This window comes from Pantanalinema rosaneae CENA516 (genome assembly GCF_050753385.1).
Classification (GTDB): domain Bacteria; phylum Cyanobacteriota; class Cyanobacteriia; order Leptolyngbyales; family Leptolyngbyaceae; genus Pantanalinema; species Pantanalinema rosaneae.
This window is the reverse complement of the sequence record NZ_JBLZFZ010000023.1, coordinates 1-26,058: the sequence shown is the minus strand read 5'-3', so window position 1 is coordinate 26,058 and position 26,058 is coordinate 1. Positions and strand designations below refer to the sequence as shown.

23 protein-coding genes are annotated in these 26,058 nt (G+C 48.9%); 12 read left to right on the top strand and 11 right to left on the bottom strand.

All coding sequences use genetic code 11. The annotated features are described in order from the left end of the window. Positions 1–29: 29 nt before the first annotated feature. The 6 genes from ACN4EK_RS14900 (at position 30) to ACN4EK_RS14875 (ending at position 7,233) form a co-directional block, all read left to right on the top strand. Complete coding sequence (locus ACN4EK_RS14900) at positions 30–557, top strand: RidA family protein (protein ID WP_431658761.1); 528 nt, start codon at positions 30–32, stop codon at positions 555–557. A gap of 498 nt (positions 558–1,055) precedes the next feature. Next, complete coding sequence (locus tag ACN4EK_RS14895; RefSeq protein ID WP_431658760.1) at positions 1,056–1,760, top strand: 2OG-Fe dioxygenase family protein; 705 nt, start codon at positions 1,056–1,058, stop codon at positions 1,758–1,760. A gap of 12 nt (positions 1,761–1,772) precedes the next feature. Continuing rightward, complete coding sequence (locus ACN4EK_RS14890; RefSeq protein ID WP_431658758.1) at positions 1,773–3,032, top strand: cysteine desulfurase-like protein; 1,260 nt, start codon at positions 1,773–1,775, stop codon at positions 3,030–3,032. A 21-nt stretch (positions 3,033–3,053) separates the two neighbouring features. Then, positions 3,054–4,016: an NAD-dependent epimerase/dehydratase family protein gene (locus ACN4EK_RS14885; RefSeq protein ID WP_431658757.1), complete on the top strand. Its 963-nt coding sequence runs from the start codon at positions 3,054–3,056 to the stop codon at positions 4,014–4,016. Beyond that, positions 4,013–5,206, top strand: coding sequence for a glycine C-acetyltransferase (locus tag ACN4EK_RS14880; protein ID WP_431658756.1), 1,194 nt, complete (start codon positions 4,013–4,015; stop codon positions 5,204–5,206). The genes ACN4EK_RS14885 and ACN4EK_RS14880 overlap by 4 nt, the downstream gene beginning before the upstream one ends. Before the next feature lie 491 nt (positions 5,207–5,697). Beyond that, positions 5,698–7,233, top strand: a complete 1,536-nt coding sequence (locus ACN4EK_RS14875; protein ID WP_431658755.1) for an MFS transporter — start codon at positions 5,698–5,700, stop codon at positions 7,231–7,233. A 139-nt stretch (positions 7,234–7,372) separates the two neighbouring features. Here the strand turns inward: ACN4EK_RS14875 and ACN4EK_RS14870 are convergent, their stop codons facing one another. Genes ACN4EK_RS14870 through ACN4EK_RS14855 form a run of 4 tightly spaced genes read right to left on the bottom strand, consistent with a single transcriptional unit; the run spans position 7,373 to position 12,894 of the window. Then, positions 7,373–8,491, bottom strand: coding sequence for an ABC transporter permease (locus ACN4EK_RS14870; protein ID WP_431658753.1), 1,119 nt, complete (start codon positions 8,489–8,491; stop codon positions 7,373–7,375). A gap of 2 nt (positions 8,492–8,493) precedes the next feature. Continuing rightward, complete coding sequence (locus tag ACN4EK_RS14865) at positions 8,494–9,594, bottom strand: ABC transporter permease (protein WP_431658752.1); 1,101 nt, start codon at positions 9,592–9,594, stop codon at positions 8,494–8,496. Positions 9,595–9,597: 3 nt separating this feature from the next. Then, on the bottom strand, positions 9,598–11,592 hold the full coding sequence (locus ACN4EK_RS14860) for an ATP-binding cassette domain-containing protein (protein WP_431658751.1): 1,995 nt from the start codon (positions 11,590–11,592) through the stop codon (positions 9,598–9,600). A 24-nt stretch (positions 11,593–11,616) separates the two neighbouring features. Continuing rightward, positions 11,617–12,894, bottom strand: coding sequence for an HlyD family secretion protein (locus ACN4EK_RS14855; protein WP_431658750.1), 1,278 nt, complete (start codon positions 12,892–12,894; stop codon positions 11,617–11,619). A 120-nt stretch (positions 12,895–13,014) separates the two neighbouring features. Between ACN4EK_RS14855 and ACN4EK_RS14850 the strand changes: the two genes are divergently transcribed. After that, complete coding sequence (locus tag ACN4EK_RS14850) at positions 13,015–13,644, top strand: TetR/AcrR family transcriptional regulator (protein WP_431658749.1); 630 nt, start codon at positions 13,015–13,017, stop codon at positions 13,642–13,644. Here the strand turns inward: ACN4EK_RS14850 and ACN4EK_RS14845 are convergent. From ACN4EK_RS14845 to ACN4EK_RS14835, 3 genes are all read right to left on the bottom strand, one after another. Further along, positions 13,641–13,901 (bottom strand): hypothetical protein, encoded by a 261-nt coding sequence (locus tag ACN4EK_RS14845; protein WP_431658748.1) that lies wholly within the window; start codon positions 13,899–13,901, stop codon positions 13,641–13,643. The two genes, ACN4EK_RS14850 and ACN4EK_RS14845, sit on opposite strands and share 4 nt — an antisense overlap. An 18-nt stretch (positions 13,902–13,919) precedes the next feature. Continuing rightward, on the bottom strand, positions 13,920–14,402 hold the full coding sequence (locus ACN4EK_RS14840; RefSeq protein ID WP_431658747.1) for a hypothetical protein: 483 nt from the start codon (positions 14,400–14,402) through the stop codon (positions 13,920–13,922). A gap of 100 nt (positions 14,403–14,502) precedes the next feature. Continuing rightward, positions 14,503–15,387 (bottom strand): aspartoacylase, encoded by an 885-nt coding sequence (locus ACN4EK_RS14835; RefSeq protein WP_431658746.1) that lies wholly within the window; start codon positions 15,385–15,387, stop codon positions 14,503–14,505. Positions 15,388–15,499: 112 nt separating this feature from the next. On the opposite strand from ACN4EK_RS14835, the gene ACN4EK_RS14830 reads away from it, so the two are divergent. Continuing rightward, entirely contained in the window at positions 15,500–16,423 is a 924-nt protein-coding gene (locus ACN4EK_RS14830; protein ID WP_431658745.1) for a LysR family transcriptional regulator, read from the top strand. Here the strand turns inward: ACN4EK_RS14830 and ACN4EK_RS14825 are convergent. Then, positions 16,415–17,182, bottom strand: coding sequence for a hypothetical protein (locus ACN4EK_RS14825; protein WP_431658744.1), 768 nt, complete (start codon positions 17,180–17,182; stop codon positions 16,415–16,417). The genes ACN4EK_RS14830 and ACN4EK_RS14825 overlap by 9 nt on opposite strands. A gap of 323 nt (positions 17,183–17,505) precedes the next feature. Here ACN4EK_RS14825 and ACN4EK_RS14820 point away from each other — a divergent pair, with 323 nt between their 5' ends. Further along, positions 17,506–18,465 (top strand): LysR family transcriptional regulator, encoded by a 960-nt coding sequence (locus ACN4EK_RS14820; RefSeq protein WP_431658742.1) that lies wholly within the window; start codon positions 17,506–17,508, stop codon positions 18,463–18,465. Here ACN4EK_RS14820 and cls read toward each other — a convergent pair whose 3' ends face one another. Both cls and ACN4EK_RS14810 read right to left on the bottom strand, forming a co-directional pair. Next, the gene (gene cls, locus ACN4EK_RS14815) at positions 18,466–19,905 is read right to left on the bottom strand and encodes a cardiolipin synthase (protein WP_431658741.1); all 1,440 of its coding nucleotides are present in this window, start codon (positions 19,903–19,905) and stop codon (positions 18,466–18,468) included. Continuing rightward, entirely contained in the window at positions 19,902–20,765 is an 864-nt protein-coding gene (locus ACN4EK_RS14810) for an endonuclease/exonuclease/phosphatase family protein (protein ID WP_431658740.1), read from the bottom strand. Before ACN4EK_RS14810 ends, cls begins: the two co-directional genes overlap by 4 nt. Positions 20,766–20,903: 138 nt before the next feature. Between ACN4EK_RS14810 and ACN4EK_RS14805 the strand changes: the two genes are divergently transcribed. Further along, on the top strand, positions 20,904–21,857 hold the full coding sequence (locus tag ACN4EK_RS14805) for a 50S ribosomal protein L11 methyltransferase (RefSeq protein ID WP_431658739.1): 954 nt from the start codon (positions 20,904–20,906) through the stop codon (positions 21,855–21,857). Positions 21,858–21,916: 59 nt separating this feature from the next. Here ACN4EK_RS14805 and ACN4EK_RS14800 read toward each other — a convergent pair whose 3' ends face one another. Continuing rightward, positions 21,917–22,360 (bottom strand): nuclear transport factor 2 family protein, encoded by a 444-nt coding sequence (locus ACN4EK_RS14800; RefSeq protein WP_431658738.1) that lies wholly within the window; start codon positions 22,358–22,360, stop codon positions 21,917–21,919. Between the two features lie 384 nt (positions 22,361–22,744). Between ACN4EK_RS14800 and ACN4EK_RS14795 the strand changes: the two genes are divergently transcribed. Together ACN4EK_RS14795 and ACN4EK_RS14790 are read left to right on the top strand one after the other, a co-directional pair. After that, positions 22,745–23,053, top strand: a complete 309-nt coding sequence (locus ACN4EK_RS14795; protein ID WP_431658737.1) for a helix-turn-helix domain-containing protein — start codon at positions 22,745–22,747, stop codon at positions 23,051–23,053. Further along, a partial coding sequence (locus ACN4EK_RS14790) for a PAS domain-containing protein (protein WP_431658736.1) occupies positions 23,050–26,058 on the top strand: 3,009 nt, incomplete at its 3' end. The genes ACN4EK_RS14795 and ACN4EK_RS14790, both read left to right, overlap by 4 nt.

Genomic DNA, 26,058 nt, shown 5'->3' with positions numbered 1-26,058 from the left:
CCCGTTTACCTGATCAGGAATCAATACTTATGAAGAGTATCCATCGAATTAAACCCATTTTGCTAGTTTTAGGCATGATGACGCTACTGGTTGCTTCGATGTGGCGAGTTGAGGCGGCTAATTCGATCGTGCGCTATCGGCTCGATCCGCAGTCGCCTTACGTGAACCAATTTCTGGAATCGGTGGCTGTACCGGGTAACAAGGAATTCTTATTTCTCAGTGGGATGGTGCCTCCGGTGATCAATCCCGATGCCGATCCCAGTACACCGGCAGCCTATGGCGATACGAAGACCCAAACCAGAAATATTTTGACCAACATTCAAGCCATCCTGAAAAAACGAGGCTACTCGATGAAAGATGTGATTAAGGTGCATGGCTATTTGGTCGGTGATCCTGCCCAAAATGGCAAAGCCGATTTCAGTGCATTTCAGGAAGCCTATGGGGAGTTTTTTGGCACTCGCCAACAGCCCGACATTCCAGTACGGACTCGGACTCAGGTGACTCAATTAGTGGGACCAGGCTGGTTAGTGGAAATTGAAGTTACTGCCGCAAAATAGCAAAGTCTTGAATCGCTTTGCCAGCAGATTCAGGTGACTGTTGGGGCGAGTTGAGGTGAAACTCGTCCTTTTAGTTATCTGCTTATGATGAACTTTTAGCGCCCGATCGCCACGCTATACTGCAACATGTTGTAACAAAACTGTCATACCCATTGGGGATCGACGATTCCATAAACTTAAACATCCGGGGATCGACAATCCCCAAAAAATGTCATTACAATTGGGAGTAGAAGAGTCAATCTAATCAAGCCTCTTTCCCAGCGTGATATCTAACGATATTTCGTTGATTAACTTGGTTGATAAAACTCTGGAAAATCTATCAATCGGAATATTGTAGATCACTGCTAATAATGTAACTTCTCCTAGTTGTTCGCCCTCAGATTAGGAGCTACGTTGCCCTGGTTAACCTCAAGTTTTTTGCTTAAACTCTGTCTCATCAGTCGCCTGTTAAATTATAACGGCTGTTGCTGATTTAAGTAAGTAAGGAAGTCAAATTAAATGTTGAACTTATCCCAACCACAGGAATTCATCAAGCCAACCGCCAACTGTTTAGCCAGTTATGTTCTAGAAATGTTGACGGCAATTCAGGTGAATCAGCTTGTACCTACCTTTGCCAATCTCCCTGCCGATCCCTATCTGGACGGGGGCTACCGCTTTCGGCGATTGTCTCACTTTAAAGTAGTCGGCGATCGCTTAATCAAATTACCCCATCGGCGGTTGTTTCAAAGTAAACAGTATAATCCTCTCTTGGGCGATGTGACTCGGGAATATGATGAGCTAGAGGATGCCTTGGTTCAGCTAGAAGACTTTCAGCGTTTAATTTGGGAGTTTTTCCAGTTCTGCCAACTGTGTTCTACTTCGTTAGAAATTGGTGTGCATCAGATTCGCACCACAGCTTCCTCTCAAAAGTTGGGAAATCCTGCCCCGGAAGGCATTCATCGGGATGGGGTTGATGTGGTTGGCATCTTTTCCGTCGATCGTCATGGCATTGGGGGGGGTGAAACTCACCTTTACAAAACCAAGGAGAATTCCCAACCGGCCTTTAGTAAGGTGCTGCATCCCGGTGAATTTCTGGTATTTCGGGATGATCAATATTTCCACTACACCTCACCGGTAAACGCAATCGAGGTTGAGCCAGCCACCCGGGATGTGTTTGTCCTTACCTGCCCTGGTCTGTTTCCACCTGACGAACCTACTGCCTAACAGGAGATCCCCATGACTATGCTCGATCTGGGTTGGATTCGTGCCCAATTTCCGGCATTGCGGCAAAAAATCAATGGGCAACCTGTCGTGTTTTTGGATGGGCCGGGTGGAACGCAAGTGCCTCGGCAGGTGGTTGATGCGATCGCGGATTATTTGCTTACGGCTAACGCCAATTTACATGGAGCGTTTATCACCAGTACCCGCACCGATGCCTTAGTTGAACAGGCACGATCAGTGGTGGCAGACTTTTTAGGCTGTGATGCTGATGAGGTGGTATTTGGGGCAAACATGACTACCTTAACGTTTGCGATTAGCCGCGCGATCGGACGGCAATTACAGACAGGAGATGAAATTATTGTCACTAGCCTCGATCACGATGCCAATGTTGCCCCCTGGTTAGCGTTGCAGGAACAGGGCGTAGTGGTTCACACCGTTGGGATTCATCCCGAGGACTGCACCCTCGACCTGGCGGAATTGGCAAACTTAATTAGCACTCGAACTCGGCTCGTTGCGATCGGCTATGCCTCGAATGCCGTTGGCACGATTAACAATGTCGCTGAAGTAGTGCGGCTAGCTCATGCGGTTGGAGCCTGGGTATTTGTGGATGCGGTGCATTATGCTCCCCACGGGTTGATGAATGTGCGATCGCTGGATTGTGATTTTCTAGTGTGCTCCGCCTACAAGTTCTTTGGGCCGCATGTAGGCATCCTTTACGGGAAACGTGAGCATTTCACCGGGTTACATCCCTACAAACCGCGTCCTGCTCCGGATCAGAGTCCCTGGCGGTGGGAAACGGGGACGCAAAACTTTGAGGGGTTAGCTGGGGTGATTGCCAGCATTGATTATTTAACCGAACTGGGTCGGCGCATTGCTCCCACGGTAGTCAACCGGCGACAGGCTCTCATGACGGTCATGGCAGCAATTCAAGACTATGAGCGATCGCTGTCGGAAGCCCTGATTCCCCATCTGCTGGAAATTCCCGGATTGACCCTTTATGGCATCGCCGATCGAACTCAGTTCAGTTGGCGCACTCCGACGGTAGGGATGCGGTTGGCTGGCTACAGTCCGGCAATCCTTGCCCAGGCATTGAGCGATCGCGGCATTTTTGCCTGGAATGGCAATTTCTATGCCCTGAACCTGACCCAACGGCTCGGTGTAGAGGCAAGTGGCGGTCTGTTGAGAATCGGCTGTACCCATTACAACACGATCGAGGAAATTCAACGCCTTCTGCATACGTTATATGATTTAGCGGTGCATCCGGTAGCCGCCTGAGCAGGGCTAGGTGGGATAACTATGAATCAAATTTTGGTGACTGGGGCGCAAGGACAACTAGGTAGCGATCTGGTGATAGCGTTACGGCAACAGTATGGAGCCAGGCAGGTGATTGCCAGTGGTCGGCGTGCCCCTCCAGTACATGACAATGCGTATCCCTATGAAATTCTTGATGTCACCGATCATGCCCAATTAGTTCACCTGATCAAACATTATCAAATTCACACCATTTATCATCTGGCTGGAGTCTTATCTGCTACGGGAGAACAACAGCCCGATCGTTGTTGGGAGGTGAATATCAATGGGTTGCGTAACATTCTAGAATTGGCAAGATCCTTTGATCTGCAAGTGTTTTTTCCTAGCTCGATCGCGGTGTTTGGGCCCCATACTCCCAAACTGGATACTCCCCAGGTGACGATCGAAGATCCAGCCACCATGTACGGGATTACCAAAGTAACTGGGGAACTGCTCTGTCACTACTATGCCCACCAGTTTGGGGTGGATGTTCGGAGTTTGCGCTTACCGGGGATCATCAGCTACAGTACGCCTCCGGGAGGTGGAACTACGGATTTCGCGGTGGAGATGTTCTATGCGGCGTTGCAAACAGGGACGTATACCTGCTTTGTCCGTCCTGACACCCGGTTGCCCATGATGTATATCGCAGATGCGATTCGTGCCATTGTGGGCATTATGCAAGCCGATGCGTCAGCCATTACCATTCGCTCTAGCTACAACCTGACAGCCGTAAGTTTTTCGGTGGCGGAACTGGTGCAGGAAATTCAAACCCATTTACCGCAGTTTACCTGTGAGTATATTCCCGATTTTCGGCAGGCGATCGCCGATTCCTGGCCCTCGGTGATTGATGATTCCAAAGCCCGAGCCGATTGGAGTTGGCAGCATCAGTATGATCTAGCGGCAATTGTTAAGGAGATGCTGACGCAACTGTCTGGCACTAAACAAGATGCAGGAGTGTTGTGTTCATGAATAAAACAGCGACAACGATCGTGCAATCAATGTTAGAAGAGATTCGTCAATCCGGTGTGATCAAAACGGAGCGGGTCTTGACCACACCCCAGGGGGCAGAAGTCCAGATTCAGGGCGATCGCTCGGTCTTAAACTTCTGTGCCAACAATTACCTCGGACTTGCCAATCATCCCGACGTGATAGCAGCGGCTCAGACCGGATTAGCCAAGTATGGTTTTGGGCTGGCATCGGGACGCTTTATTTGCGGTACTCAAACCATTCATCAAGCCTTAGAAGCCAAAATTTCAACCTTTTTAAGGACTGAAGCTACGATTCTCTACACCTCCTGTTTTGATGCCAATGGGGGGATATTTGAGACGCTATTGGATGGGGAATGTGCGGTGATCAGTGATGCCCTGAATCATGCCAGCATTATTGATGGAATTCGGCTGTGTAAAGCCCAACGGCATCGGTATGCCCATAGCGATATGCGGGAGTTGGAAGCCTGTTTGCAAGCGACCCAGGCGGCTAAAATCCGGTTGATTGCCACGGATGGCGTGTTTAGCATGGATGGCGAGATTGCAAAATTGGAACAGATTTGTGATCTAGCAGATACCTACGATGCCCTTGTCATGGTCGATGATAGTCATGGTACAGGGGTGTTAGGAGCGATGGGACGCGGCTCGATCGAACATTGTCAGGTGATGGGGCGGGTCGATGTGATTACCAGCACGTTGGGCAAAGCCTTAGGGGGAGCCTCCGGTGGGTTTACCTCTGGACATCAAGCGATTATCGATCTACTGCGGCAACGATCGCGTCCTTATCTGTTCTCCAATACCTTAGCACCGATGATTGCCTATACCAGTATCACTGTGCTGGAGATGATCGAGCAATCAAGCGAGTTACGCGATCGCTTAATGGCAAATACCCAATATTTTCGTCAGCGTATGAGTGAACAGAGATTTGATATTAAAGCTGGAGTCCATCCGATTACACCGATCATGCTCTATGATGCCAAACCCGCCCAGGACATGGCACAGGACTTATTCGAGCAAGGCATTTATGTGGTGGGCTTTAGCCATCCCGTTGTGCCCCAGGGACAGGCGCGGATTCGAGTGCAGCTATCCGCCAGCCATACCCGATCGCAGATCGATCGCTGCGTTGAGGCATTCACCCAGGTCGCTAAGAAATATGGCAAGATTCCTATTTAGCACCATCATCAACGATGGGTAAACAATCCAGGAAAAATAGACCTTCGTGGCTAGCACAGGTAACCAGTTACTCCTCCATTTCGCCAGAATAGATCGTCATCAATTAGGTAAAGTTTGATTGACCCTCGCCTGTATTGATCGCTACGCCTGCCCTCAGGTTGTCAATTTTTCGTCTACAGAATCACTACCCAGTCAAAGCAACATAGAGCCGCAGAAGTTGCTCTTTTTTGGCAGGTCAGGGTTACAGATTGTCAGAGGTTAAACCATTAGTGATTACAACTTTATTAAATGTCCTGAGGGAGAAATCATGATGTTTCTTTTGCTCCTGGTTTAGGGCATGCTAAACAGCATATTGTTTCAGCCAACCCGACTCAATTGCTAAGTTGTGATCATACCGATCGTGTGGTTTGTCTCTTACAGAGAACTGTTTTAGCAGTGACTGATTTCATTCCCTAAACCAATTTAAATAGCGGCTTTTAAGGAAAAACTGGGTGACAAATTCTTTAACTGAAGAAACAATGATTATTCCTAGCCAGGAAATTTCAGAAGCATCGCTGGTGTGGGAATTGTCGATCCCCCGATCGCAACCTACTCAGTTGGCTAAGGCTGAGATTCGATCGAGTTTGCGAGCTTCGACCTTAGATGGTGTCTTTGCCACGATTTTTACCAACATTACTGGCGGTGTCTTACTGAGTAATTTTCTGGTGGAACTCCATGCGACTCCGTTCCAAATCGGCATGTTGGCATCCATTCCTATGATGGCTAACCTGCTGCAACCCCTGGGAGCCTATTGGTCTGATCGCACAACGAGCCGCCGTTGGTATGGAGCCTGGGTCTATGGCATTTCTCGGATTCTCTGGTTGCCCTTAGCGATCGCTATTATTGGATTTAGCTGGCATCCTCTGTATCCGCAGCAAATGATTATGGCGACGCTGGCAGTGCTATCAGTTACCCATGTTTTAGGTGCGATCGGCAGTGCATCGTGGCTTGCCTGGTTAGCGGCATTGGTTCCCCGCCAGTTACGCGGACGCTACTTTGGCTTCCGCAATAGCACCTTCAGTCTCACCAGTTTGGTAGCAATTCCCTTACTCGGGCTGATTGTGTCTCGCTGGGCAGGCGGAACCATTCAGGGCTTCGGTGTCATGGTACTGGTGGGTGTGGTGGCTGGCTTCATTAGCCTGGGTTTTCAAGCCTGTATGGTTGATGTGAATCCTCAGGTTGCCCACATCGTTGAGATCGAGACTTTAGCTACAAGCACCCCTGAGATTAATATCTCTAGTGAATCCTTAATCAACGAAGCAACCAGTGCGATCGCGGCTGTCAGTAGCCCAGCGATGGACAGGGCACACACCAGCATTGTAAAGAATCAGCATTTCCTATTGTTTCTCTTATACGGCGGGTTATGGGCATTTGGTGCCAATTTGAGTAATCCATTCTTTAATCTCTATTTGCTGGATAACCTCTCGTTGAACTTAAGTTGGGTGACGCTCTACAACGGCTTAGATGCTGGAGCCAATCTCCTGATGTTGATGCTCTGGGGTAAACTGGCCGATCGCATTGGGAATCGTCCGATCCTCCTGTTCGTTGGCGCATTAGTCGCTCTGATTCCGCTATTCTGGCTGGGAACGGGCAACACTGCCATGTCAATCTGGCTCTGGTTTCCCCTGCTCCATTTGCTCAGTGGTGGTACATGGGCAGCGATCAACCTGTGTATGAATAACCTGCAATTAGCGATCGCTCCAATGCAGCACCAGACGAAATACTTCGCCGTCACGGCAGCGATCGGGGGAGTTTGTGGGGCAGTCGGAACAATGTTTGGCGGTTGGCTGATTGAATTAGCCGGGGCAAATGGCATGATGCAACTATTCGCCATTTCCAGTGGGCTGCGAGTTGTGGCACTACTCCCATTGCTATGGTTGCAAGAACCCCAAAGCCACTCGCTCCTAGCCACCCTTCAGCGATTCCTTCAACCCGTTAAATATGAACGATTTGGTATAGAATCGGCTGAAGTGCCAATCAAGAACTAAGGCAGTTTCTGTCATCCACGCTTCGCCTACCTCAATCACACACGTCGCTTTAGTATTTTGACATTGCAGATTTGATTTCAGGTTATGCCAGTGCTTTTCCTGATAGTCTCTGTGATCAGGCGATCGTAAGGAGTCATCGTTAACTCAACTGGCTACGGAAGCGGTTAATGCTAATGGTGAGTAGAATGATGGCGAAACAGGCTAAGGCTAAGACATTTGGCCATAGGGCTGCTAGCCCAACATCTTTGAGGATGATGCCTCGAATGATGGCAATGTAGTGACGCAGGGGGTTGACGATCGCCAGGTATTGGAAGAACTTGGGCATGGTTTCGATCGGGGCGATTGCGCCAGAGAGTTGTACCATCGGCAGGTTGATGAAAAAGGTGGTTAAAACAACTTGCTGTTGGGATTGACATAGGGTGGCGAGTAAGATGCCAATCCCAATGCCAACAAAAATATATAACCCAGACAATGTCATAAATAAGAGAAAGCTGCCGCGAAAGGGTACAGAAAAGATTACCCGCCCGATCGTCAATGCCAGTAGCACATCCCCCATGAGTAGAATGAACAATGGCACGACTTTCGCCACTAAAATTTCCCAGGCAGCGGCGGGAGTCATTAGGAGTTGTTCTAGCGTTCCAGTATCTTTTTCTTTGACAACGGTAATGGATGACACGATCGAGCCAATCAATGTCACGACCAATCCCATGACACCGGGAACAAAGAACCAACTGCTGGTTAATCCAGGGTTGTAGAAGAAAATGACTTGAGTGGAAACTAATGGAGTGGTATCTGGTTGTAATTGCTGCCGACTAAATTGCTGCACAATCTGATTGATATATCCATTGGCAATTCCGGCGGTGTTGGCATCCACTCCATCAATGAAGACCTGGACGGTCGTAGAGTCGCCATTGGCGATCGCTCGGCTAAAGTTGGGAGGAATCACTAAGCCAGCCGCCAGTTTTCCGGTTTCTACTTGCTGGGTCAGAATTTTTTCATCAAAGGTGATGGTCTGGGCATCAAAAATTTGATTTTCGGTGAAGGCGGCTACGAGCGATCGGCTGACCGATGTTTGAGCATAGTCCACAACCCCAAGTTTGAGATGGTGAACATCAGGGTTCAGGGCAAAGCCATAGATGAGCAGTTGAATCGTCGGTGGAAAGATCAAGAGGATAATTAACTGCTTATTCCGAAAGATTTGCCGAATTTCTTTGCGAACTAATGCCCAGAATCGTCCTGCAAACAATCGTCGCACCATATCTAATCTCCTAGCTGCATTCGACGTAGGGCTTTTCGAGCTACTGTAAATAGCAGCGTTCCCAGCAATAGAATAATCACTAAGTTTGACCAGACTCCTGACCAGCCAATGCCTCTGACAAAGGCATCCCGACTGATTTCAATAAAATACCGGGCTGGCACAATATTTGAAACTAATGAAAGGGGAAAGGGAATGTTACTGAGAGGATAAATAAATCCACTTAATAAAAGAGCCGTGAGGAAACCCACGATCGAAACTCCCTGAACAGCTGAATTTTGATTATTCGTTCGTGCCCCCAGCATCAAGCCAAACATCACGCTTGACCATAAATACAATAGGGTTCCCAGCAAGAGAGGAGTGGGATCACCCACAAAGCCTAAATGAAAAATTAGACTGCCTAATCCCATCACGGTGATTGCCATGCCAATGCCAACCACTAAATAGGCCAGCGATTTACCTAAGATTAATTCACCTGCACTCAGATCGGAGGCATAAACCTGCAAAATAGTGCCTTTTTCCTTTTCCCGTACCATCGCGATCGCGGAGAGTAACGAGGGGAAAATCCATAACACTACCCCATAGACCCCTGGCACAATGTACAGGGATTCCTGCCGTCCGGGATTAAACCAGAGTCGGGTCGCTGCCGAAATCGAGGCTGTTGTCGGAACCAGGTGTTCAGATTGCAGAAAAAATTGGGTCGTGGCTTTAATGCTATTCCGAATCACTCGGGCATTGTTGGCATCAGTGCCATCGACAATGACTTGAAGATCACTCGGTTTGTTGGCGGTAATCCGGCGGCTAAAGTCGGGGGGAATCACCACTATGGCTCTGGCAATACTGCGATCCAAAGCCACCTCTGGATTGCCCTGCCAGGTGACGGGCGTAAACAGATTGGTGGCAAATAGGCGATCGCGATACTGCCGACTTAACGCACTTTGATCCAAATCCTGCACGAAGAGGGGAATATCCTTGGCTTCTAACCGAATCGCAAAGCCAAAAATCATTAAAGTCATCATGGGCAAAATTAATGCCAGCGCTAGAGTCAGGCGATCGCGCCGAAATTGCGCCAATTCTTTAATTGCTTGCGAAAGAATTCGTTTCATGGCTTACACCGCGAGATGAGTCGTGCCGCTCTCCGTTCGCTGTACCACACTAATAAAGGCATCCTCCAGGGAGAAGGGGACTGGACGTAGCGATTGCAGGTGAATCCCAGCGTTTGCCAGAATGGCTGCAACATTGGGAATATCCTGATCGGGTTGATCGAGAACGACATGCAAGCGATCGCCGAAAATCGCCACCCGCCAACGATCTAGGTGAGTTTTCAGGATATCAGAAGCTACTTGATTGCGATCGACCCGCAGTTCAATCAATTGTCCCGGTTGAGCCGCTTTGATTTCACTGGGCGAACCTTGGATTACGACCTCTCCCGCCACCATAAATCCCATCCGATTACATTGTTCCGCTTCCTCCAGGTAATGAGTGGTGACCAGGACGGCCGTTCCTTGTCGAGCCAGATCATTAATTAACCGCCAAAACTGCCGCCGCGCTAAGGGATCAACCCCAGAGGTCGGTTCATCCAAAAACAAGATTTCGGGTTCATGCATGACAGATGCCCCAAACGCGACTCGTTGCTTCCAGCCTCCTGGCAGTCGTCCCGTTAACATCTGCTCCTGTCCGATTAAGCCGCAGGTTTCCAATACCCAGTCAATCTTTTGCCGCCGATCGCGCCGGGGAACATCATACACTCCACAGTAGAATTCCAGATTTTCCACCACCGTTAGATCGTCGTACAGGGTAAACTTCTGGCTCATGTAGCCAATCCGCTGCCGTAACGTCTGATCCCGTAAATCATGGCTTTGTCCAGCCAGGGAAATCTTGCCACTAGAGGCAGGCAGCAGCCCACAGAGCATCTTGATGGTAGTGGTTTTTCCAGCACCATTAGCTCCGAGCAAGCCATAAATTTCGCCATAGTGAATCGCTAAATTGACTGCTTTCACCGCCCGAAAACTGCCAAAGGTTTTATGGAGATGCTCTGCTCCGATCGCAATGCTTGAGGCAGTGGCAGACGGGGTAGGTGACGATGGTTTGCTGCGGGGTAAGGGGATAAAGGGCGGATCAGATCCTTGTTGACGTAATCGTGTGACAAACACATTCTCTAGAGTTGCCGCCGTCGTTTGCAGACTGGTAAGATCAATTAATTGTTGAGCGATCGCAGTTCTCACCTGTTCTTCTGCCGCTTGGGGATGAGCAACTAACACATCTAAGCGATCGCCAAAGGTTTGGACATCCGCAATTCCCGTTGACGCTGGTTGAATTAGTGGGAGTAATGCCGCTTCTGTGGCTGGAATGTCTGCTGTGCGAACTTCTAATCGTTGTAGCCCCAGGTGCGATCGTAATTGAGCTAAGGTTCCAATTTCATGAATTTTTCCGGCATACATTAAGGCAATCCGATGACAGCGCTCAGCTTCATCCAGATAGGGCGTAGCAACCACGATCGTCATGCCTTCACTGGCTAAGGTTGCCAGCACATCCCAAAATTCCCGCCGGGAGACCGGATCAACTCCCGTCGTCGGTTCATCAAGTAATAAAATTTGGGGTTGCGGAATCAAGGCACAACACAATGCCAGCTTTTGCTTCATGCCACCGGAAAGCTGACCGGCTAAGCGATCGCCAATCTGATCTAAGTTCATCAACTTCAGATATTTGTCCCGCCGCACCTGAAAATCTGCCTCTGACACCCGGCGCAATCCGGCAACGTAGCGCAAATTCTCGTCGATACTGAGATCGAGATAGAGCGAAAACTGTTGGGTTAAATAGCCAATATCTAGACGGGCATGGCGGGGTTGTTTACCCAAAACATCTACCTGCCCACTGGAGGCTTCCATAATACCTGCCAGGATATGAAAGGTCGTCGTTTTCCCCGCACCATCCGGCCCAATCAGCCCAAACACTTCACCGGGATACACCTGAAAGTCGATCCCTTGCACTGCCAGCAAATTTCCGTAGCGTTTGTGTAAATTCTCCACCTGAATCAGAGGCGGATCAGTGGCGATCGCAGCCATTCTATTCGGAGTGGAATCGGCAATGGAATGAGTGGTCATGCTGCCCCCTGCTGCTCTCAGCCGCTACTTCAAATCAATTTCGGCATCGGCTGGCATTCCCGGTTTGGCGTAGGCGTGATCTTGCTCGATCGCCAGCTTGACACCAAACACCTGCCGGACCCGATCTTTCTGGAAGTAAATGTTTTCTGGCGTAAACGACGCTTTCGGATCGATCGCGCTGACTTTAGCGGGTAACGGTTGCTGGGGATTGGCATCGAGAAACACCCGCGCCGACTTACCCACATAAATCTTGCCAATATCTCCCTGGGGAATATACGCCCGCAGGTAAATCGCCTGGGGATTAATCATCGTCAGTAAGGTCTTGCCACTGGTGACCACGGCTCCCGGCTCCATTGGGCGATCCTGCACAACTCCGGTAATCGGACTGGTCACTTGAAAGGAATCTAACCGTTTCTGTAACTGCTGTTGATTGGCGATCGCCGCTTTCACATTCGCCTGGGCCGCCGCTAACCGAGCCTCCGCCTGGGCTTTTTGTTGTTGATAGGCAGCGAGTTGGTTGCTGCGAATGGTCGGGTTCAGGGTGGTTGATTCTGTTTGGGTTAAACTGCCCTGAGCCGCCTGGAATTGACGGTTGGCAGTTTGAACGGCAGCGACTTGAGCCGCCAGCGTCGCCCGCGCCGTATCGAGATTCGCTTCAGCCGTTTCGGCATTGGTTTGCGCCTGGTCAAACTGTTGTCGATTAATCGCCCCCTGTGCCACCAGGGCAGCAAAGCGATCGCGATCAAGCTGAGCTAATTTCAATTGTGCTGCTGCTCGTTTCACCTCTGCCTCCGCCTGCACCACCTGAGCCTGGGCTTGAGCCACCTGGGCTTGACTGGCCGCTACCGTCGATTCCGCTTGCTGCACTCGACCTTGCGAATCTGCCTGGGACTGAACTAAATTCGCCTCCGCTTCTTGAATGCGACTCTCGGCAACACTGATGTCTAACCGAGCCTGAGCTTCCTCCTGGCGAGCCGCACTAACATGGGCGATCGCGGCCTGCAATTGCTGGTCAACTTCCTCGTCCTCAATCACCGCCACCAGTTGACCGGCTTTGACCGGATCTCCCTCTCGTACTAAAATCTGGGCAATTCGTCCCCCCGTTTTCGCGCCAATGTCAGTTTCATCTGCCTCAATCCGACCACTGACGGTTAACACGGTCGAGGCTGGAGGTGGGAAGACCTGCCGCCACCCCCAATACCCCACAGCCGCTATTACAACCACTCCGAACAAAATCCGGGGATTAACTTTCCGGTTTGTCTGTGCTGCGGGTACGTCTGGAGCAGAAACTGATGGTGTCATCACCCCGACCTCTGACGAAACATCATAAATGATGAACTTACGCCAATCATACTAGACCGTCTAGTATGATTTAAACCAGATTGGTAAAATTTAACGAATCTGCGGCGAGATTTCCCTCTCATGGCTGAATTAAATGCGTCTGCATCTGCGATCGCGGCTTTTAGTGCGACTCCCCAATACACTCCGAAGCAAGAAGCAATCTTGCGGGGGGCAGTCCAGGTGTTTTTGCAATCCGGTTACGCTGGCACCAGTATGGATCGGGTCGCAGCGGAGGCGGGGGTGTCCAAACAAACGATCTACAGCCACTTTCAAGATAAAGAAGGGTTGTTTACTGCCTTAATGGAGCGCATGACGATTCGGCGGTTTCAGGCAATTCTTAGCATTGATCAATTACACGGGGAACCCAAACTATTGCTGCGGCAGTTCGCTGAAGGATTTCTCAACCACATTGTGGATGAGGAGTATGTGGCGTTGTTGCGGTTGATTATTGCGGAGTCGGTGCGCTTTCCTGAACTGGCGAAATTGTACGGACGCACCGTGATTCAAAAAGGACGACAGTTAATGACCGAGTTTTTTCAGCAACACCCAGAGTTAGGCTTTACCGATGCCGAAGCCGTTGCCCATATTTTCATTGGTTCCCTGGTGTCGTATGTGTTGGCACAGGAAATCTTTTATGGCAAAGAACGGTTTCCCCTGGAGCGAGATCGGCTAATTGCCACGCTACTAGCGCTGATCATTAAGCAGGTCTAGTACGTGCCACCACCTCTGGCAGGTCTACTCGGCGATCCAGTATCCGGCGGTAGTGGCAACTGTGACAGGTCAGTGACAGTCGGCTGGGGAAGTCCCCTAATCGGGGGGAATTCGCTGGCTGGGCTGGGAACTATCCCCCCGATCGCCAAACTCAAGATTAGAAGGAGTATCAGTAATTGCATCTCACCACTAACTCCTAAACGACGGTTCAAGCCGAGTGAGCCACGATCGAATAGATGAACTTTCAGACAAGCCATGATGCTAGTTCTCAGCCTTTATCGGCACAGGTTCTGAAAGCTGCCAAGGTCGTAAGCCGTATCATATTGGACATCAGTACGATGATCGCGCTGTTGAGCCGGGACAGTACACTGATAAACCGTTCGGCTCCCGGAAACTACATTACCAATGCGATTGGTGACATAGTGAATCAATTTAATTCGCGGTGGTACAATTCCCAGTTCAAATGCCGCATTTCGCAACGGTTCAAACGCACTAATCGTACAACTACCCAATAACGAGTGATCTTGTGCATGAACGACTAGCGTTAACTTATTGTCTCCTTGCTCTGGTTTAGACCACTGATAAAATGCAACAACATGGTTTGTGTCATGATGATGAAAACATACCCATCGCTCTGTTCCCTCAAAGTAGTTAGCATAGAGTTGTTGAACTTGATTCGCGGTTGATGCAGCAAGGCTGGGTTGATTCAGAGTGAGTAATACGACCGATATTGCTACATTACAAAAGAGATGCTTCATTTTTTTCTATGAATCCTCAGATTCTCATAAGAGTAAGATTTTTTGAGTATTTACTGAGCGTTCTCCCTTTGTTTTATTCACTAGTTATCTGATCAATTATTCAGTTCAAAATAATTTTTTCTTTCTGAGTCAGGCACATAGCAATACCTTTCTCGTAATAAGCAGCTTCATTGATAAATATGGGATACACAATTTCTGCACCTTCATAGACAATTGTTTCTCCGTCAAAAGTTAAGAACATAGAATCACCTGGATAAAGCGGTTGATAATCTTTAGACTGAAGCTGTGGATGAATCATGGCTTGGATATCTCCATGCGCATCTCTGGGATAGTCGATCGCCTCCAGATAGCGATAGAGCGTCAGTGAGCGATTCAGTAGCGAAACTTGATTGCGGTTGTACTGCTCTAAATAATCCAAAACTGTATAAACTAACCCTTCTGTTTTCTGAAACAACTCTGCGTTGAGAACATTTTGGGCAATCGGACCTACCTCAAGGCAGAAACCAAATTTGGCCAGCGATCGCAGCGAATCTTGCCTTCTTCCAGAACGAGCCGTACTGTAAACCTTAAGTAGGGAATTCATCTGCTGGAGATAGGCGGCCAACTGCAATGTGAACCCTTCCTCCTGATCGATAATTAATGTCAAGCCCATATTGCTGGTTGTGCTGTGCAGATCTACAACCACATCTACAGGCGCACCGCTAGAGATGCCAATTTTTTGATCAATCTGTCTGGCTTGCTGATCCTCATAGCTCGTCAAGGTGGGGTCTTGCAGACGATCGCGTTCAAAACTGCGATTTAGATCTCGGTCGATATAGCGCACCCTTGCCGCGATCGCTTGAGGGTTTCCCAGTAGGGTTTGAGTCGAAAAACTGGATCGTTGAATCAGTTCAGGCTGGTGGTTAAACTTTTTGATCAACTGTACGCCAATCAATTCATTGCCATGGGTTCCCCCCACGATTGCCACCCGGTTAACTGTACTCATTGTCGGCATCATTGCATATTGCCTCAGCGACTTCCTGGCCGTGAAGATCATCAAAGCACAGATAATCATGTTATTATCGGCATATTTTGCAAAATAAAATGACGAAATAATCATGAGAGCATGGGATGACTTGGACTTTCGGCAGTTGAAATTTGCGATCGCGGTCGCTGAGCATCTCAGCTTTACCCGGGCGGCTGTTTATCTGCACATGGATCAAGGACTCTTAAGTAAACAAATTCAGCGTTTAGAAAAGAAATTAGGATTTGAGTTATTTAATCGATCCCAACGGAGTCCTCTTGCCTTAACTGAGGCTGGACAGGCGTTTTTGAAAGAAGCCCGCTTCATTCTTGCCCATACTCAACAAGCCATTGAATCAGCCCAACAAATCAAGCGCGGGGAACGGGGACATTTGACGATCGGCATTAATACCTCGATCGCCAACAGCAAGCTTCCTGACATTCTGCGATCGTTCTACGCCCAATATCCCGATGTGACACTGGCGCTGCAAGAACTGGCCTCCTATGACCAGATTGAGAAGCTAAAACAGCAACAGCTAGATGTAGGCTTCTTCCATTTACACAATTTGTCGGCTCTAGACAATGATCAGGATCGGGTCTTAACCACTCAAACAGTTTTGCAAGAGCCATTGGTGTTGGTGTTGCCCGAAAAACATCGGTTTGCCAAGCATTCTGGTAGCATTTCCCTTGCTGCCCTGTCTCATGAATCATTTATTCTGCCACCTGCCAACTTACTGTATGGTCTACGTGATTTGATTGACCAGCTTTGTATGGCAGCAGGATTTAAGCCAAACGTCAGACAGGAAACTGCTTGGATCTCAACCGCTCTAAGCCTTGTGGCTGGGGGTGTGGGAATTTCCATTCTGCCAGCTAATGTGGAAAATCTGCGGCGGCGTGGAGTGGTTTATCGCACGATCAAAGACCAATCCCCAGAACTGACAATTGGGGCGGTATGGCATCGGAGCAATCAATCAACGATTTTGAAAAACTTGCTCACAGTGGTCACCAGTCTAAGATGAACTGCCAGTAGATTCATACTCCTGCAACAGATCCTCAAAATACTGAACGTGGCGATCGATGCCTTGCTCAATGGCGTTAACCACCCGAGTGATCTGGAGCGCATTGTTATGGTGAAGCAATACAGGACGAATGGAGTCCTGGAAATGATTGAGTTCTAACTCGGCATGAAGACTGAGCCAGGTCGGGTGCTTCAGGTGGCGAACATCAAAATAAGACTGAAGAATGATGGCATTACGGATCGACACGCACAATTCTCGTCCACTCAATGCCGCTAGAGCTTCGTAGAAATTATCTATGCCATTGCCAAAGTCATCGAAAAAAGAGCGCTCGTAAGCTGAGGTTGCCCCACTACGTTGAGCAGCAGCAATGTCATCATCGCTTAAATCAAGATCATGCAAAAACTCTACAAACATCTCAGTATGCCCATCTTGTAGATCGGTGAAAATATGATCCGATAAGGATAGCAGAGCCGCTTTTTGATCTGAATCGCTACAGCTTCCAGCTTTGACAATGCACAGACCAAACCACTGATGCAAACGATCGCGCCAGTGATGATATTGCAGAAAGACATACTGCATGAGGGATGGAGTAACATGCCCTGCTTTGAGTTGACTAAAAAAGCGGCTGCGATCGAGGGCAGTGTGACAATAGGCGATCGTTTGAGTCGTGATCGAATTTTCCTGAGTTTTGATGGTTGCCGGAAGTTCAGGACGGTTAAGGCGGCTAGATGTGAAAACGATAGGATCTACGATGCTCATAAATTTGTCTCAAGGGGCTATTGGTTAGACATGATTGTGTCATCAGAGGTATGGTAGCTTCCTTCTCGCACTTAAGAGAGCGTTTGAAAAGTCACAATCGTTACCTGAACTGCCCCCCTAACCCCCCAATTCTGGGGGGAACCGGATTCAAAGTCCCCCAGAATATAGCCTGATGGCATTCTAGAAAGGGGGATTTAGGGGGCTAGTGCAATCGTTTTGATACTTTTAAAACATCCTCTAAGAACAGTAAGCTGCTCCTAGGCATATATTTTAAAAAATATTAGAGAGTATAGTAAAATATTTTTCAAGATATAGTAAAGAGAATGATGGATCTTCTGTACCTCAGTCAGTTTGAGCTGCGACAAATCTGCTATTTCATCTTGCTGGTGCAGACTAACAACAACTTCAGTGAGGCGGCAAAGCAAATCGGGATTAAACAGCCTCCCTTCAGCCAGAGAATTCAAGCCCTAGAGCGGTCATTGAGGACTCATACAACTCCTGACGTGAAGTTGTTCGATCGCAGCAAGCATCCCGTAGAACTGACTGAAGCGGGTAAGGTTTTTTTTAGGGAAGCTCAGCTTGCGATCTCCCAGCTTGAATGGGCTATTGCTCAAGCTCAACGAGCAAGTCAGGGGCAGACTGGTCATTTGACTGTCGGGATTCATAACTCTGTTGCCAACACAATCCTCCCTCAAGTGCTGAGAAGATTTCAGCAGCGCTTCCCAGATGTGGTGCTGGAGTTACGTGAAGTCACCATGCTACAGGAAATTCAACTCCTCAAAAATCATCAACTTGATATAGTATTTCATCGTTCGGAAGTTCCCTGCGAGGGGGATGCAGACCTGGATGTGCTGCCAATGTTTCAGGAAGAGTTTTTACTGGTATTACCCGCAGATCACGTCCTTGCAGAGCAATGCCAAGTACCGCTTCAGGCATTGAAAAACGAAGCAATTATTTTACCGCCACTGGACATCCTGCCGTTCTATCAACAAATTATTACCTTATGTAGAGAAGCAGGATTTGACCCAAAAATTGTGAACACCATTAGCGCCACTGGAATTGTCACATTACTTAGCCTAGTCACCGCCGGAGTGGGTGTCGCAATTTTGCCCAATCATGTACAGGTACTTCATCGTGAAGGGGTAGTCTACAAGCCAATTCAAGGCAAACCGTTAGTTCGTCACATCACGGCGGTTTGGCGACAGGATAGCGGCTCTCCTACCTTATACAATTTTCTTGATGTGATTCAGGAAGTGATTTCGAGTTGTCCGGCATTCAGTTAGTTACAGAATTGGTGACAACAGGCGAGCGGTTTTAACCACTAAGCGAAACCAAAACGGTTGGCGGCAATATTCATCCAGATTCACTTTGATGGATGCGGTTAAATCAGCCTGTAGCATCGTTTCTATGGACTGAATCAAGTCAGCCTCAGTGATAAATCCCATGACTTCAAAGTTGAGGAAAAACGATCGATTATCTAAATTGACTGTCCCAACTCCCGCGATCGCCTGATCAATCAACATGATTTTCTGATGCATAAACCCCTGTTTGTAGCGATAGAGCTGAATCCCAACGGATTGCAACTCAGTGTAATAGGCAAAGGAACAGAGATAGACAAACAAATGATCGGGACGATTAGGTAAGAGAATCCGCACATCCACACCGCGCATAACGGCTAATTTTAACGCCGCTAAGACTGGCTCATCGGGAACAAAGTAGGGACTGGCAATCCAGAGGCGAGAGTGTGCCAGGTTAATCGCATTGATCAAAAATAGCTGACAGGTCGGGAACGGATCGGCAGGCCCCGTCGGTAAGATTAGGGCAGTGGCATGACCACCAAAGTCGCGCTGCACTTGCCAGAACACCTCTGGAAGTTCACCCGTTGCCCAATACCAATCGCCTAAAAAACTGCTTTGTAAGGCTTGAACACTCGGGCCAGATATCTGTATATGGGTATCGCGCCAGGGGCTGAGTTTAGGGTCTTTGCCCAGGTATTCATTGCCAATATTTAATCCACCGACAAACGCTGTTTCACCATCCACAACCAAAATTTTGCGATGGTTGCGGAAATTAATTTGCAAGCGATTTCCCCTACCTTTAGTAGTATGGAAGGCACTAACCTGAATACCTTGTTGGCGCAGAGCTTGAATATACGATCGGGAAATATTCTTCGAGCCAATTTCATCATACAGCAGACAAATTCGCACTCCCTGCTGTGCTCGTGCAATCAAGGCTTGCTGGAAATCACGTCCAGTTTCATCGTCGTTGATAATATAGGATTGCAACAGAATATAGTGCTGCGCCTGCGCGATCGCGCCTAACATAGCGGCATAGGTCTGTTGTCCATCAATCAGTAAGGTCACCGTATTGCCAGCCGTAAAGGTAAGGGGCGTAAACAGTCTGGCAAGCTGATCCAGGGAGGTCAACGGTTCTGGCAAACTAACCTGATGGGTCTTTAACTGGCGGTAAATCTCATGAATTCGCTCGTGGTGTTGAATATAGACCCGGCGCATGGCTTCTTGATAGCCCAGAAAGTGATTACGACCAAACACCCAATATAACGGGAGTGCCAACCAGGGAAAAGTAATCAGCGACATGCCCCAGGCGATCGCACCTTGCGACGATCGGACTTGCATCACCGCATGAGCCGCCGTTAGCACTCCTAAGGTATGAACCGCCGTGACTAAAATACTGGAAATAACCACCAATCCATTACTGGTCATGGAGCTTCATTACCCCGCTCCTGACGCTTCCCGACGGCAAACTCTGCCAACATAGGCTTGTGGTCAGAGGACGTTATCTGATCTAGCACTTGAGCTTGCATAGGGTGTTCGACTAATCCTTTATAGAGAATATAATCTAATGGGGGTGAACAGAGGAACCGTTTAATGTGCCGATGATCCTCGGGTGTAAATGTGACAGGTCGTAGCCCCAGTCGGGCGGCAGCTTGCTCAAGGAGTTGCGATCGGGCGGCACTCCAAATATTGAAATCTCCGGCAAAAATGATCGGACCCTGATGGGTAGATAAGGTCAACTCCAAATCCTGTAACTGAGTATGAAAGGTGGCTAAATTGACAAAATTAATTAAATGACTGTTGATGGCTAAGAGGGTTTCCGAGTGATGCGCTAACGGATATGCCGTCACTAGCGAAACTTTGGGCGTTTGCACGATCGGTTCATAGTGTTCTGTGACGATCGCCCGACTGTGACTGGCATTAGTTTTAGCTGCCGTCAACACCCCGGAATAGGCTTGATGGTGCGCATCGATAAAGTTGGGAGCATAGTTCCAACTCATGTCTGCCAGATCCACCGCATGATCCGCATCTAGCCCTAAACGCACCTCTTGCAAAAAGATCAGGTCGGGCTGATAGCGATGCAGAATCGTATGAAAATCCCGTAACCACCGGGGATGATGATTTTGCTTAGCAATATTCCAGTTCAAAACTTTAATCGCCACACTATCTAACTGGGTTTGATGGACATGCTGCCGCCCGATCGTATGGGTCTGAATTCGCAGAAAGCGATGAGCGGGCACAAATTTCCGCAAAAAACAATGGGTGAGGGATTCTGCAAGCTCAAGCATGATGGTTAGGTGGCTGAACCTGATCTAGGTTCTATGGTAACGGGATCTCTAATTTTTCCGTCAACCACTCGTTGGCGATCGACTTTTGGTATAACCAAGTAGCAGTACCCTACCGCAGTCGTTGTCAGAGGAAGTCTTATGTCCTGGCTAGAATTAAGCGTTGATGCCACCCACGAAGCGGTTGACTGGGTCAGGTCATTACTTTCCTCAACGGATTACACCAGTCAGGTGACGGTCACTGCCTACAACGCTCCCCCTTCCCATCCTGAACCATCGGACTGGCCGTTAACGCTGCGCTTCCACTTGCCCCACGATCGCCAAGCCAGATCCCGCCTAGACGAGATTCAGCAGTTGCTGTCACCTTTACAACGCACTGGCATGATCACCGAATTGCAAGCGATCGAGGTTGCCGAAAATCACCCTACGGAAGAACGTCCTGAACCCTGCGCCCATCGGATTGGTCAAGCGTTTGTCATCCTCACGCCGGATGCGAAGTATGCCCCAGCCCCAACCGACATTCCGATCAGATTGCAGCCAACGTTGTCGTTTGGTAGTGGGCTACATCCCGCCACACGACTGGCTCTGCAATTATTGGAACGATATGTTGCTCCAACGATGCATACGCTCGATTTAGGTTGTGGTTCTGGCATTTTAAGTGTGGCGATCGCCAAGTTAGGCGCGACGGTGTTAGCCCTCGATAATGATGCGATCGCGGTTCAAGCGACTCAAGATGCCGTCAGCCGCAATCAGGTCGAGTCTCAGGTGACGGTAGCAGAAGGTAGTTTGGGACAGGGCAGTACAATGGGGCACTGGATGGGTTTGGCAACGGTTGACCAAGTCACCACTGTGGAACCCACCGCCAGCTTTGATCTAATTGTTGCCAACATCTTAGGACGTGCCCATTTGTTGCTCATTCAAGACTACCGAGCCGCCCTGCGACCAACTGACCAACCTGGCTTCCTGATTACCTCTGGCTTTACTACAGAGTATGAACCGGAGATTGACCACGCTCTGACGGAAGTTGGCTTTGAAGCCATAGATAGCGATCTCATGGATGACTGGGTTGCTTTAGTCCATCAACTCAGGGCGTAACGCAATCAGTCCCTTGGGTTGAGGGGCTCCCTATGTTCAAGCTTCCACTTTGCCAGAGGTTAATGACTGGAGTGGCGTTCCCAACGAAACTGGCGGTCTGCTTCCTGAATCGGCAAATCATTAATGCTGGCATAGCGGCGCATCATCAGCCCATTGGGGGCAAATTCCCAGTTTTCGTTGCCATAGGAGCGATACCAGAACCCAGAATCATCATGCCACTCATATTCAAACCGCACCGCAATGCGATTATCCATAAAACACCAGAGTTCTTTCTTTAAGCGGTAATCGAGTTCCTTTGCCCATTTACGTTGGAGAAATTCAACGATCGCAGCCCGTCCCTGAATAAATTCCGCACGATTGCGCCACTCCGAATCTTCGGTATAGGCTAAAGCAACCCGATCGGGATCACGAGTATTCCAGGCAGCTTCTGCCGCTTGGACTTTTGCCGTAGCCGTTTCAAGCGTAAAAGGTGGCAACGGTGGGCGACTAACCACGTCAGACATAGTGACTAACTCCTAATGTTTCGTTAATACATTTAGTGATTTACCGCCCGAATTCATATCAACATATTTAGTGGCATAAGTCATGAAATATCGGATTATTTAGTGTCACCCCAACCCTGGAGCATAATTCATCTGTCCAGAAACCAGTTGCATTCAATCTGTTCTGACTGTACCGAACGATTGGTTTAATGTCAATGACTCAGGTTGGGGGATTGAGTCAATCGCCGGAGGGTAGGGGAGATACCTGCGATCGCGACTCAGAACTGTGTTGTTGCAATTCGGTTGTTGCAATTCGTTAGAAATTACTCTCCCCTAAGATAGATTCTGTTTCTCTATGGTTTGACAGATGATGCAATATGACGAACATCATAGTCGCCAAACTATATGACCTCTTCTGTAGGCAAATCGGCTAAAGCCTCCATTGCCCTGAGGCAACCTGCCATTAGTTGTCTGGTGCGAGAACTGCGGCAACTTATGCAACTGACCCAGGTACAATTTGCTGCCGAGCTTGGTGTTGCCTATGAAACCATTAACCGTTGGGAGAATGGGCACATGCAGCCTTCGGCTCTGGCGTTAAAGCAACTGCGATCGTTGCTTGAACAACTCCATCATGCTTCGTCAGAGGAGCTTAAGCAGGGCAGCAAGGCACTTTTAACTAAATATTTCATTATGGAAGCAAAAACAGTAAAATGACCCAGCATCAACCTGCATCAGAACACCGTTTTCTTGGCGATAGTGAGATGGCGATGCTGATGCAAACACAGGATTGGTCACTCACGTCTCTGGGTGCGATCGCATCCTGGTCACCCTGTTTCAGGACAGCCCTGAATATTCTGTTGAATACCAGTTGTCCAATGTTCTTGGTGTGGGGGCACGATCGCATCCTGATGTATAACGATGCTTACTCCGCTGTTTTACGGGAACATCAGATGGTTGCGCCAGTCGGGACATCTCTGGCTACAAATCATGATTCAGAGTGGGACAGACTAGCTTCAGACGTAGAGCAGGTTTTCTCCACGCAGCGATCGTTGCAACGTCAGCATCAACCGTTCCCTGGTCATCGAGAGGGCAATCCTGCCACCTCTTACTATACCTGGCACTATAGTCCGGTCTGGGACGGGATCGATCAAGTTGGTGGTGTGTTTGCAACTGGTCAGAACGTTGGTTCTCAAATAACTTCCCCTGGCGAGAAAACGCTACTTGAAGAGAAAAATCGATTGCGGCTGATTACCGATACTTTGCCCGTTCTGATCGCCTATGTAGACAAGCAGCATTACTATCGCTTCAATAATCAGACCTATGAAACATGGCTTGGCTTGCCTGCCGCCACATTGACCCATCAGCACGTTCGAGATGTCTTGGGCGAGAGTGCCTATGAGGCAGTGCTCCCCTATATGGAACAGGTGTTGTCAGGTCAACCCGTCAGCTATGAGAGCCAAATTTCGTATCAGGGAGGAGAAACTCGCTATGTCAAAGCAGACTACATTCCCCATATCAACGCCCACGGCGAGGTAGAAGGATATTGTAGTTTAGTCAGCGATATTAGCGATCGCAAGCGGATCGAGCACGATCGCAATCAGGCAGCCGCTGCCTTGCAGAAAAGTGAAGCCGATTTTCGTGCCATGTTCACTGTGACGAGTGTGGGCATGGCACAAGCCGATGTGAAAACTCGACGCTGGTTGCATGTTAATGCAGCACTTTGCGCAATTACAGGTTACACAGAAGCCGAATTGCTGACGCTGACCGTAGACGATATTAACCATCCGGAGGAGCGGGAACGGGAGCAAGATTATTTCGCGAATTTGCGGCAAGGGACAACCAGCATCTACCAGGCGGAAAAACGGTATTTACGCAAGGACGGCAGAGTTGTTTGGGTGCTAGTCACTGGGAATGTGATTCATGATGCTGAAGGAGAGGTCAGCCGCCTTGTGATGGTGATTCAAGATATGACGAAACGCAAGCAGTCGGAAAAGGCACTGCGGCGAAGTGAATCTCGATTTCGGTTAGTGACTCAGGCAGTGAATGGGCTAATTTTTGACTGGAATTTACAGACTAATGACGTTTATCGCTCAGACAAGCTATACGACCTGATCGGAGTATTCCGTAACGATGCACCGGCAAGTGCCAGTTGGTGGCAGGAACGGGTTCATCCGGAGGATATGGCTCGTTTGCAAGCGCGTGTGGTGGAATTATTTGCCAGTTCTGATCCCTTTTATGATTCCGAGTACCGCATTCGTCATGAACAGGGGCATTGGGTCGATGTCTGGGAGCAAGGATGCTTGATTCGAGATGACCAGGGACAGGTGATCCGCATCGTTGGCTGTACGGTGGATATCAGCGATCGTAAACGGGCAGAACAAAATTTGCGAGAGAGCGAACGGCGGTTTCGTCGCCTCGTGGAATCCAATATGTTTGGCGTTGCCTTTGGCAATTTTCAGGGCGGAGTTCAATACGCCAATGATTATTTCCTGAGGATGGTGGGCTATAGCCGGACAGACCTTGAATCCGGGCAAATTCAGTGGACAAATATGACTCCCTCGGAGTTCCTACCCCTCGATGATCAGGCGATCGAGGAGTTGAGAACCAGGGGAATTGCCACACCGTTTGAGAAGGAATATCTTCGCAAAGATGGAAGTCGGATTCCCATCATGATTGGGTCAGCACTGCTGCAACAGCCCTATGACCAACAGCAAGAAATTATCGCGTTCTTTCTGGATCTGACCGAGCAAAAGCGGATAGAAGCCGAGCGAGAACAAGTCCTGCATCAACTTGAAACGAGTTTAGGACAACTGGAAGCGGTGATTAATAATATGTCTGAGGGATTGGTGATTGCCGATCCCGAGGGCAATATCCTGACCTTTAATCCCGCCGCTCTGGCGTTGCATGGCTACAACAGCGTTGAAGAGGTGCAAAAACACTTACAGGAGTTCCCTGACATAATCGTCGCGCATGATTTGCAGGGCAACCTGATACCACTTGACCAATGGCCGATTGCAAGAGCATTACAGGGTGAGACTTTAGCGAATTGCGAAGTTCAGATTCATCGTTGCGATACCGGCAAAACCTTTATTGGCAGTTACAGTGCTACCCCAGTGTGGGATAAGCAAGGCAAAATGATGCTGGCGATCGTCACTGTCCGAGATGTCACCGCCCAACGGCAGGCACAAACTGAACTGGCGCGGAGTTTGGCGGCGGAGCAAGCGGCTCGGACTGAAGCGGAAGCTGCCAATCGGATTAAGGATGAGTTTCTCGCCATTCTATCCCACGAATTGCGATCGCCACTGAATCCCATTTTGGGTTGGTCTAGACTCCTGCAAACCAGGCAGTTTGATCAACCGGCAACTCGGCAAGCCTTACAAACGATCGAGCGCAATGCCAAACTGCAAGCTCAATTGGTTGATGACCTGTTAGATGTGTCCCGCATTTTACGGGGCAAGATGACATTAAATATCTGCCCGATCGATCTGGTGACAGTGATTGCCGCCGCATTAGAAACAGTGCGATTAGCCGCAGAAGCTAAACGAATTCAGATCCAAACTAAGCTGCCACCTAACTTGCCAAATACCCTGGGGGATGCCGCACGCTTACAGCAAATTGTGTGGAATTTACTCTCAAACGCGGTTAAATTTACGCCGGAAGGTGGACGGGTAGAGGTACGGCTGGAGCAAGGGGATAGGGGCTGTCTCTTATACACATCT

What these genes read in the sequence shown, in the direction of transcription:
- ACN4EK_RS14860 (WP_431658751.1), bottom strand. Translation starts at nt 11,592, where the DNA reads ATGACCACTCATTCCATTGCCGATTCCACTCCGAATAGAATGGCTGCG.
- ACN4EK_RS14805 (WP_431658739.1), top strand. Translation starts at nt 20,904, where the DNA reads ATGTCCTGGCTAGAATTAAGCGTTGATGCCACCCACGAAGCGGTTGAC.
- ACN4EK_RS14845 (WP_431658748.1), bottom strand. Translation starts at nt 13,901, where the DNA reads ATGGCTTGTCTGAAAGTTCATCTATTCGATCGTGGCTCACTCGGCTTG.
- ACN4EK_RS14820 (WP_431658742.1), top strand. Translation starts at nt 17,506, where the DNA reads ATGATGGATCTTCTGTACCTCAGTCAGTTTGAGCTGCGACAAATCTGC.
- ACN4EK_RS14880 (WP_431658756.1), top strand. Translation starts at nt 4,013, where the DNA reads ATGAATAAAACAGCGACAACGATCGTGCAATCAATGTTAGAAGAGATT.
- ACN4EK_RS14900 (WP_431658761.1), top strand. Translation starts at nt 30, where the DNA reads ATGAAGAGTATCCATCGAATTAAACCCATTTTGCTAGTTTTAGGCATG.
- ACN4EK_RS14870 (WP_431658753.1), bottom strand. Translation starts at nt 8,491, where the DNA reads ATGGTGCGACGATTGTTTGCAGGACGATTCTGGGCATTAGTTCGCAAA.
- ACN4EK_RS14895 (WP_431658760.1), top strand. Translation starts at nt 1,056, where the DNA reads ATGTTGAACTTATCCCAACCACAGGAATTCATCAAGCCAACCGCCAAC.
- cls (WP_431658741.1), bottom strand. Translation starts at nt 19,905, where the DNA reads ATGACCAGTAATGGATTGGTGGTTATTTCCAGTATTTTAGTCACGGCG.
- ACN4EK_RS14825 (WP_431658744.1), bottom strand. Translation starts at nt 17,182, where the DNA reads ATGAGCATCGTAGATCCTATCGTTTTCACATCTAGCCGCCTTAACCGT.
- ACN4EK_RS14865 (WP_431658752.1), bottom strand. Translation starts at nt 9,594, where the DNA reads ATGAAACGAATTCTTTCGCAAGCAATTAAAGAATTGGCGCAATTTCGG.
- ACN4EK_RS14840 (WP_431658747.1), bottom strand. Translation starts at nt 14,402, where the DNA reads ATGAAGCATCTCTTTTGTAATGTAGCAATATCGGTCGTATTACTCACT.
- ACN4EK_RS14835 (WP_431658746.1), bottom strand. Translation starts at nt 15,387, where the DNA reads ATGAGTACAGTTAACCGGGTGGCAATCGTGGGGGGAACCCATGGCAAT.
- ACN4EK_RS14810 (WP_431658740.1), bottom strand. Translation starts at nt 20,765, where the DNA reads ATGCTTGAGCTTGCAGAATCCCTCACCCATTGTTTTTTGCGGAAATTT.
- ACN4EK_RS14855 (WP_431658750.1), bottom strand. Translation starts at nt 12,894, where the DNA reads ATGACACCATCAGTTTCTGCTCCAGACGTACCCGCAGCACAGACAAAC.
- ACN4EK_RS14800 (WP_431658738.1), bottom strand. Translation starts at nt 22,360, where the DNA reads ATGTCTGACGTGGTTAGTCGCCCACCGTTGCCACCTTTTACGCTTGAA.
- ACN4EK_RS14830 (WP_431658745.1), top strand. Translation starts at nt 15,500, where the DNA reads ATGAGAGCATGGGATGACTTGGACTTTCGGCAGTTGAAATTTGCGATC.
- ACN4EK_RS14885 (WP_431658757.1), top strand. Translation starts at nt 3,054, where the DNA reads ATGAATCAAATTTTGGTGACTGGGGCGCAAGGACAACTAGGTAGCGAT.
- ACN4EK_RS14795 (WP_431658737.1), top strand. Translation starts at nt 22,745, where the DNA reads ATGACCTCTTCTGTAGGCAAATCGGCTAAAGCCTCCATTGCCCTGAGG.
- ACN4EK_RS14890 (WP_431658758.1), top strand. Translation starts at nt 1,773, where the DNA reads ATGACTATGCTCGATCTGGGTTGGATTCGTGCCCAATTTCCGGCATTG.
- ACN4EK_RS14850 (WP_431658749.1), top strand. Translation starts at nt 13,015, where the DNA reads ATGGCTGAATTAAATGCGTCTGCATCTGCGATCGCGGCTTTTAGTGCG.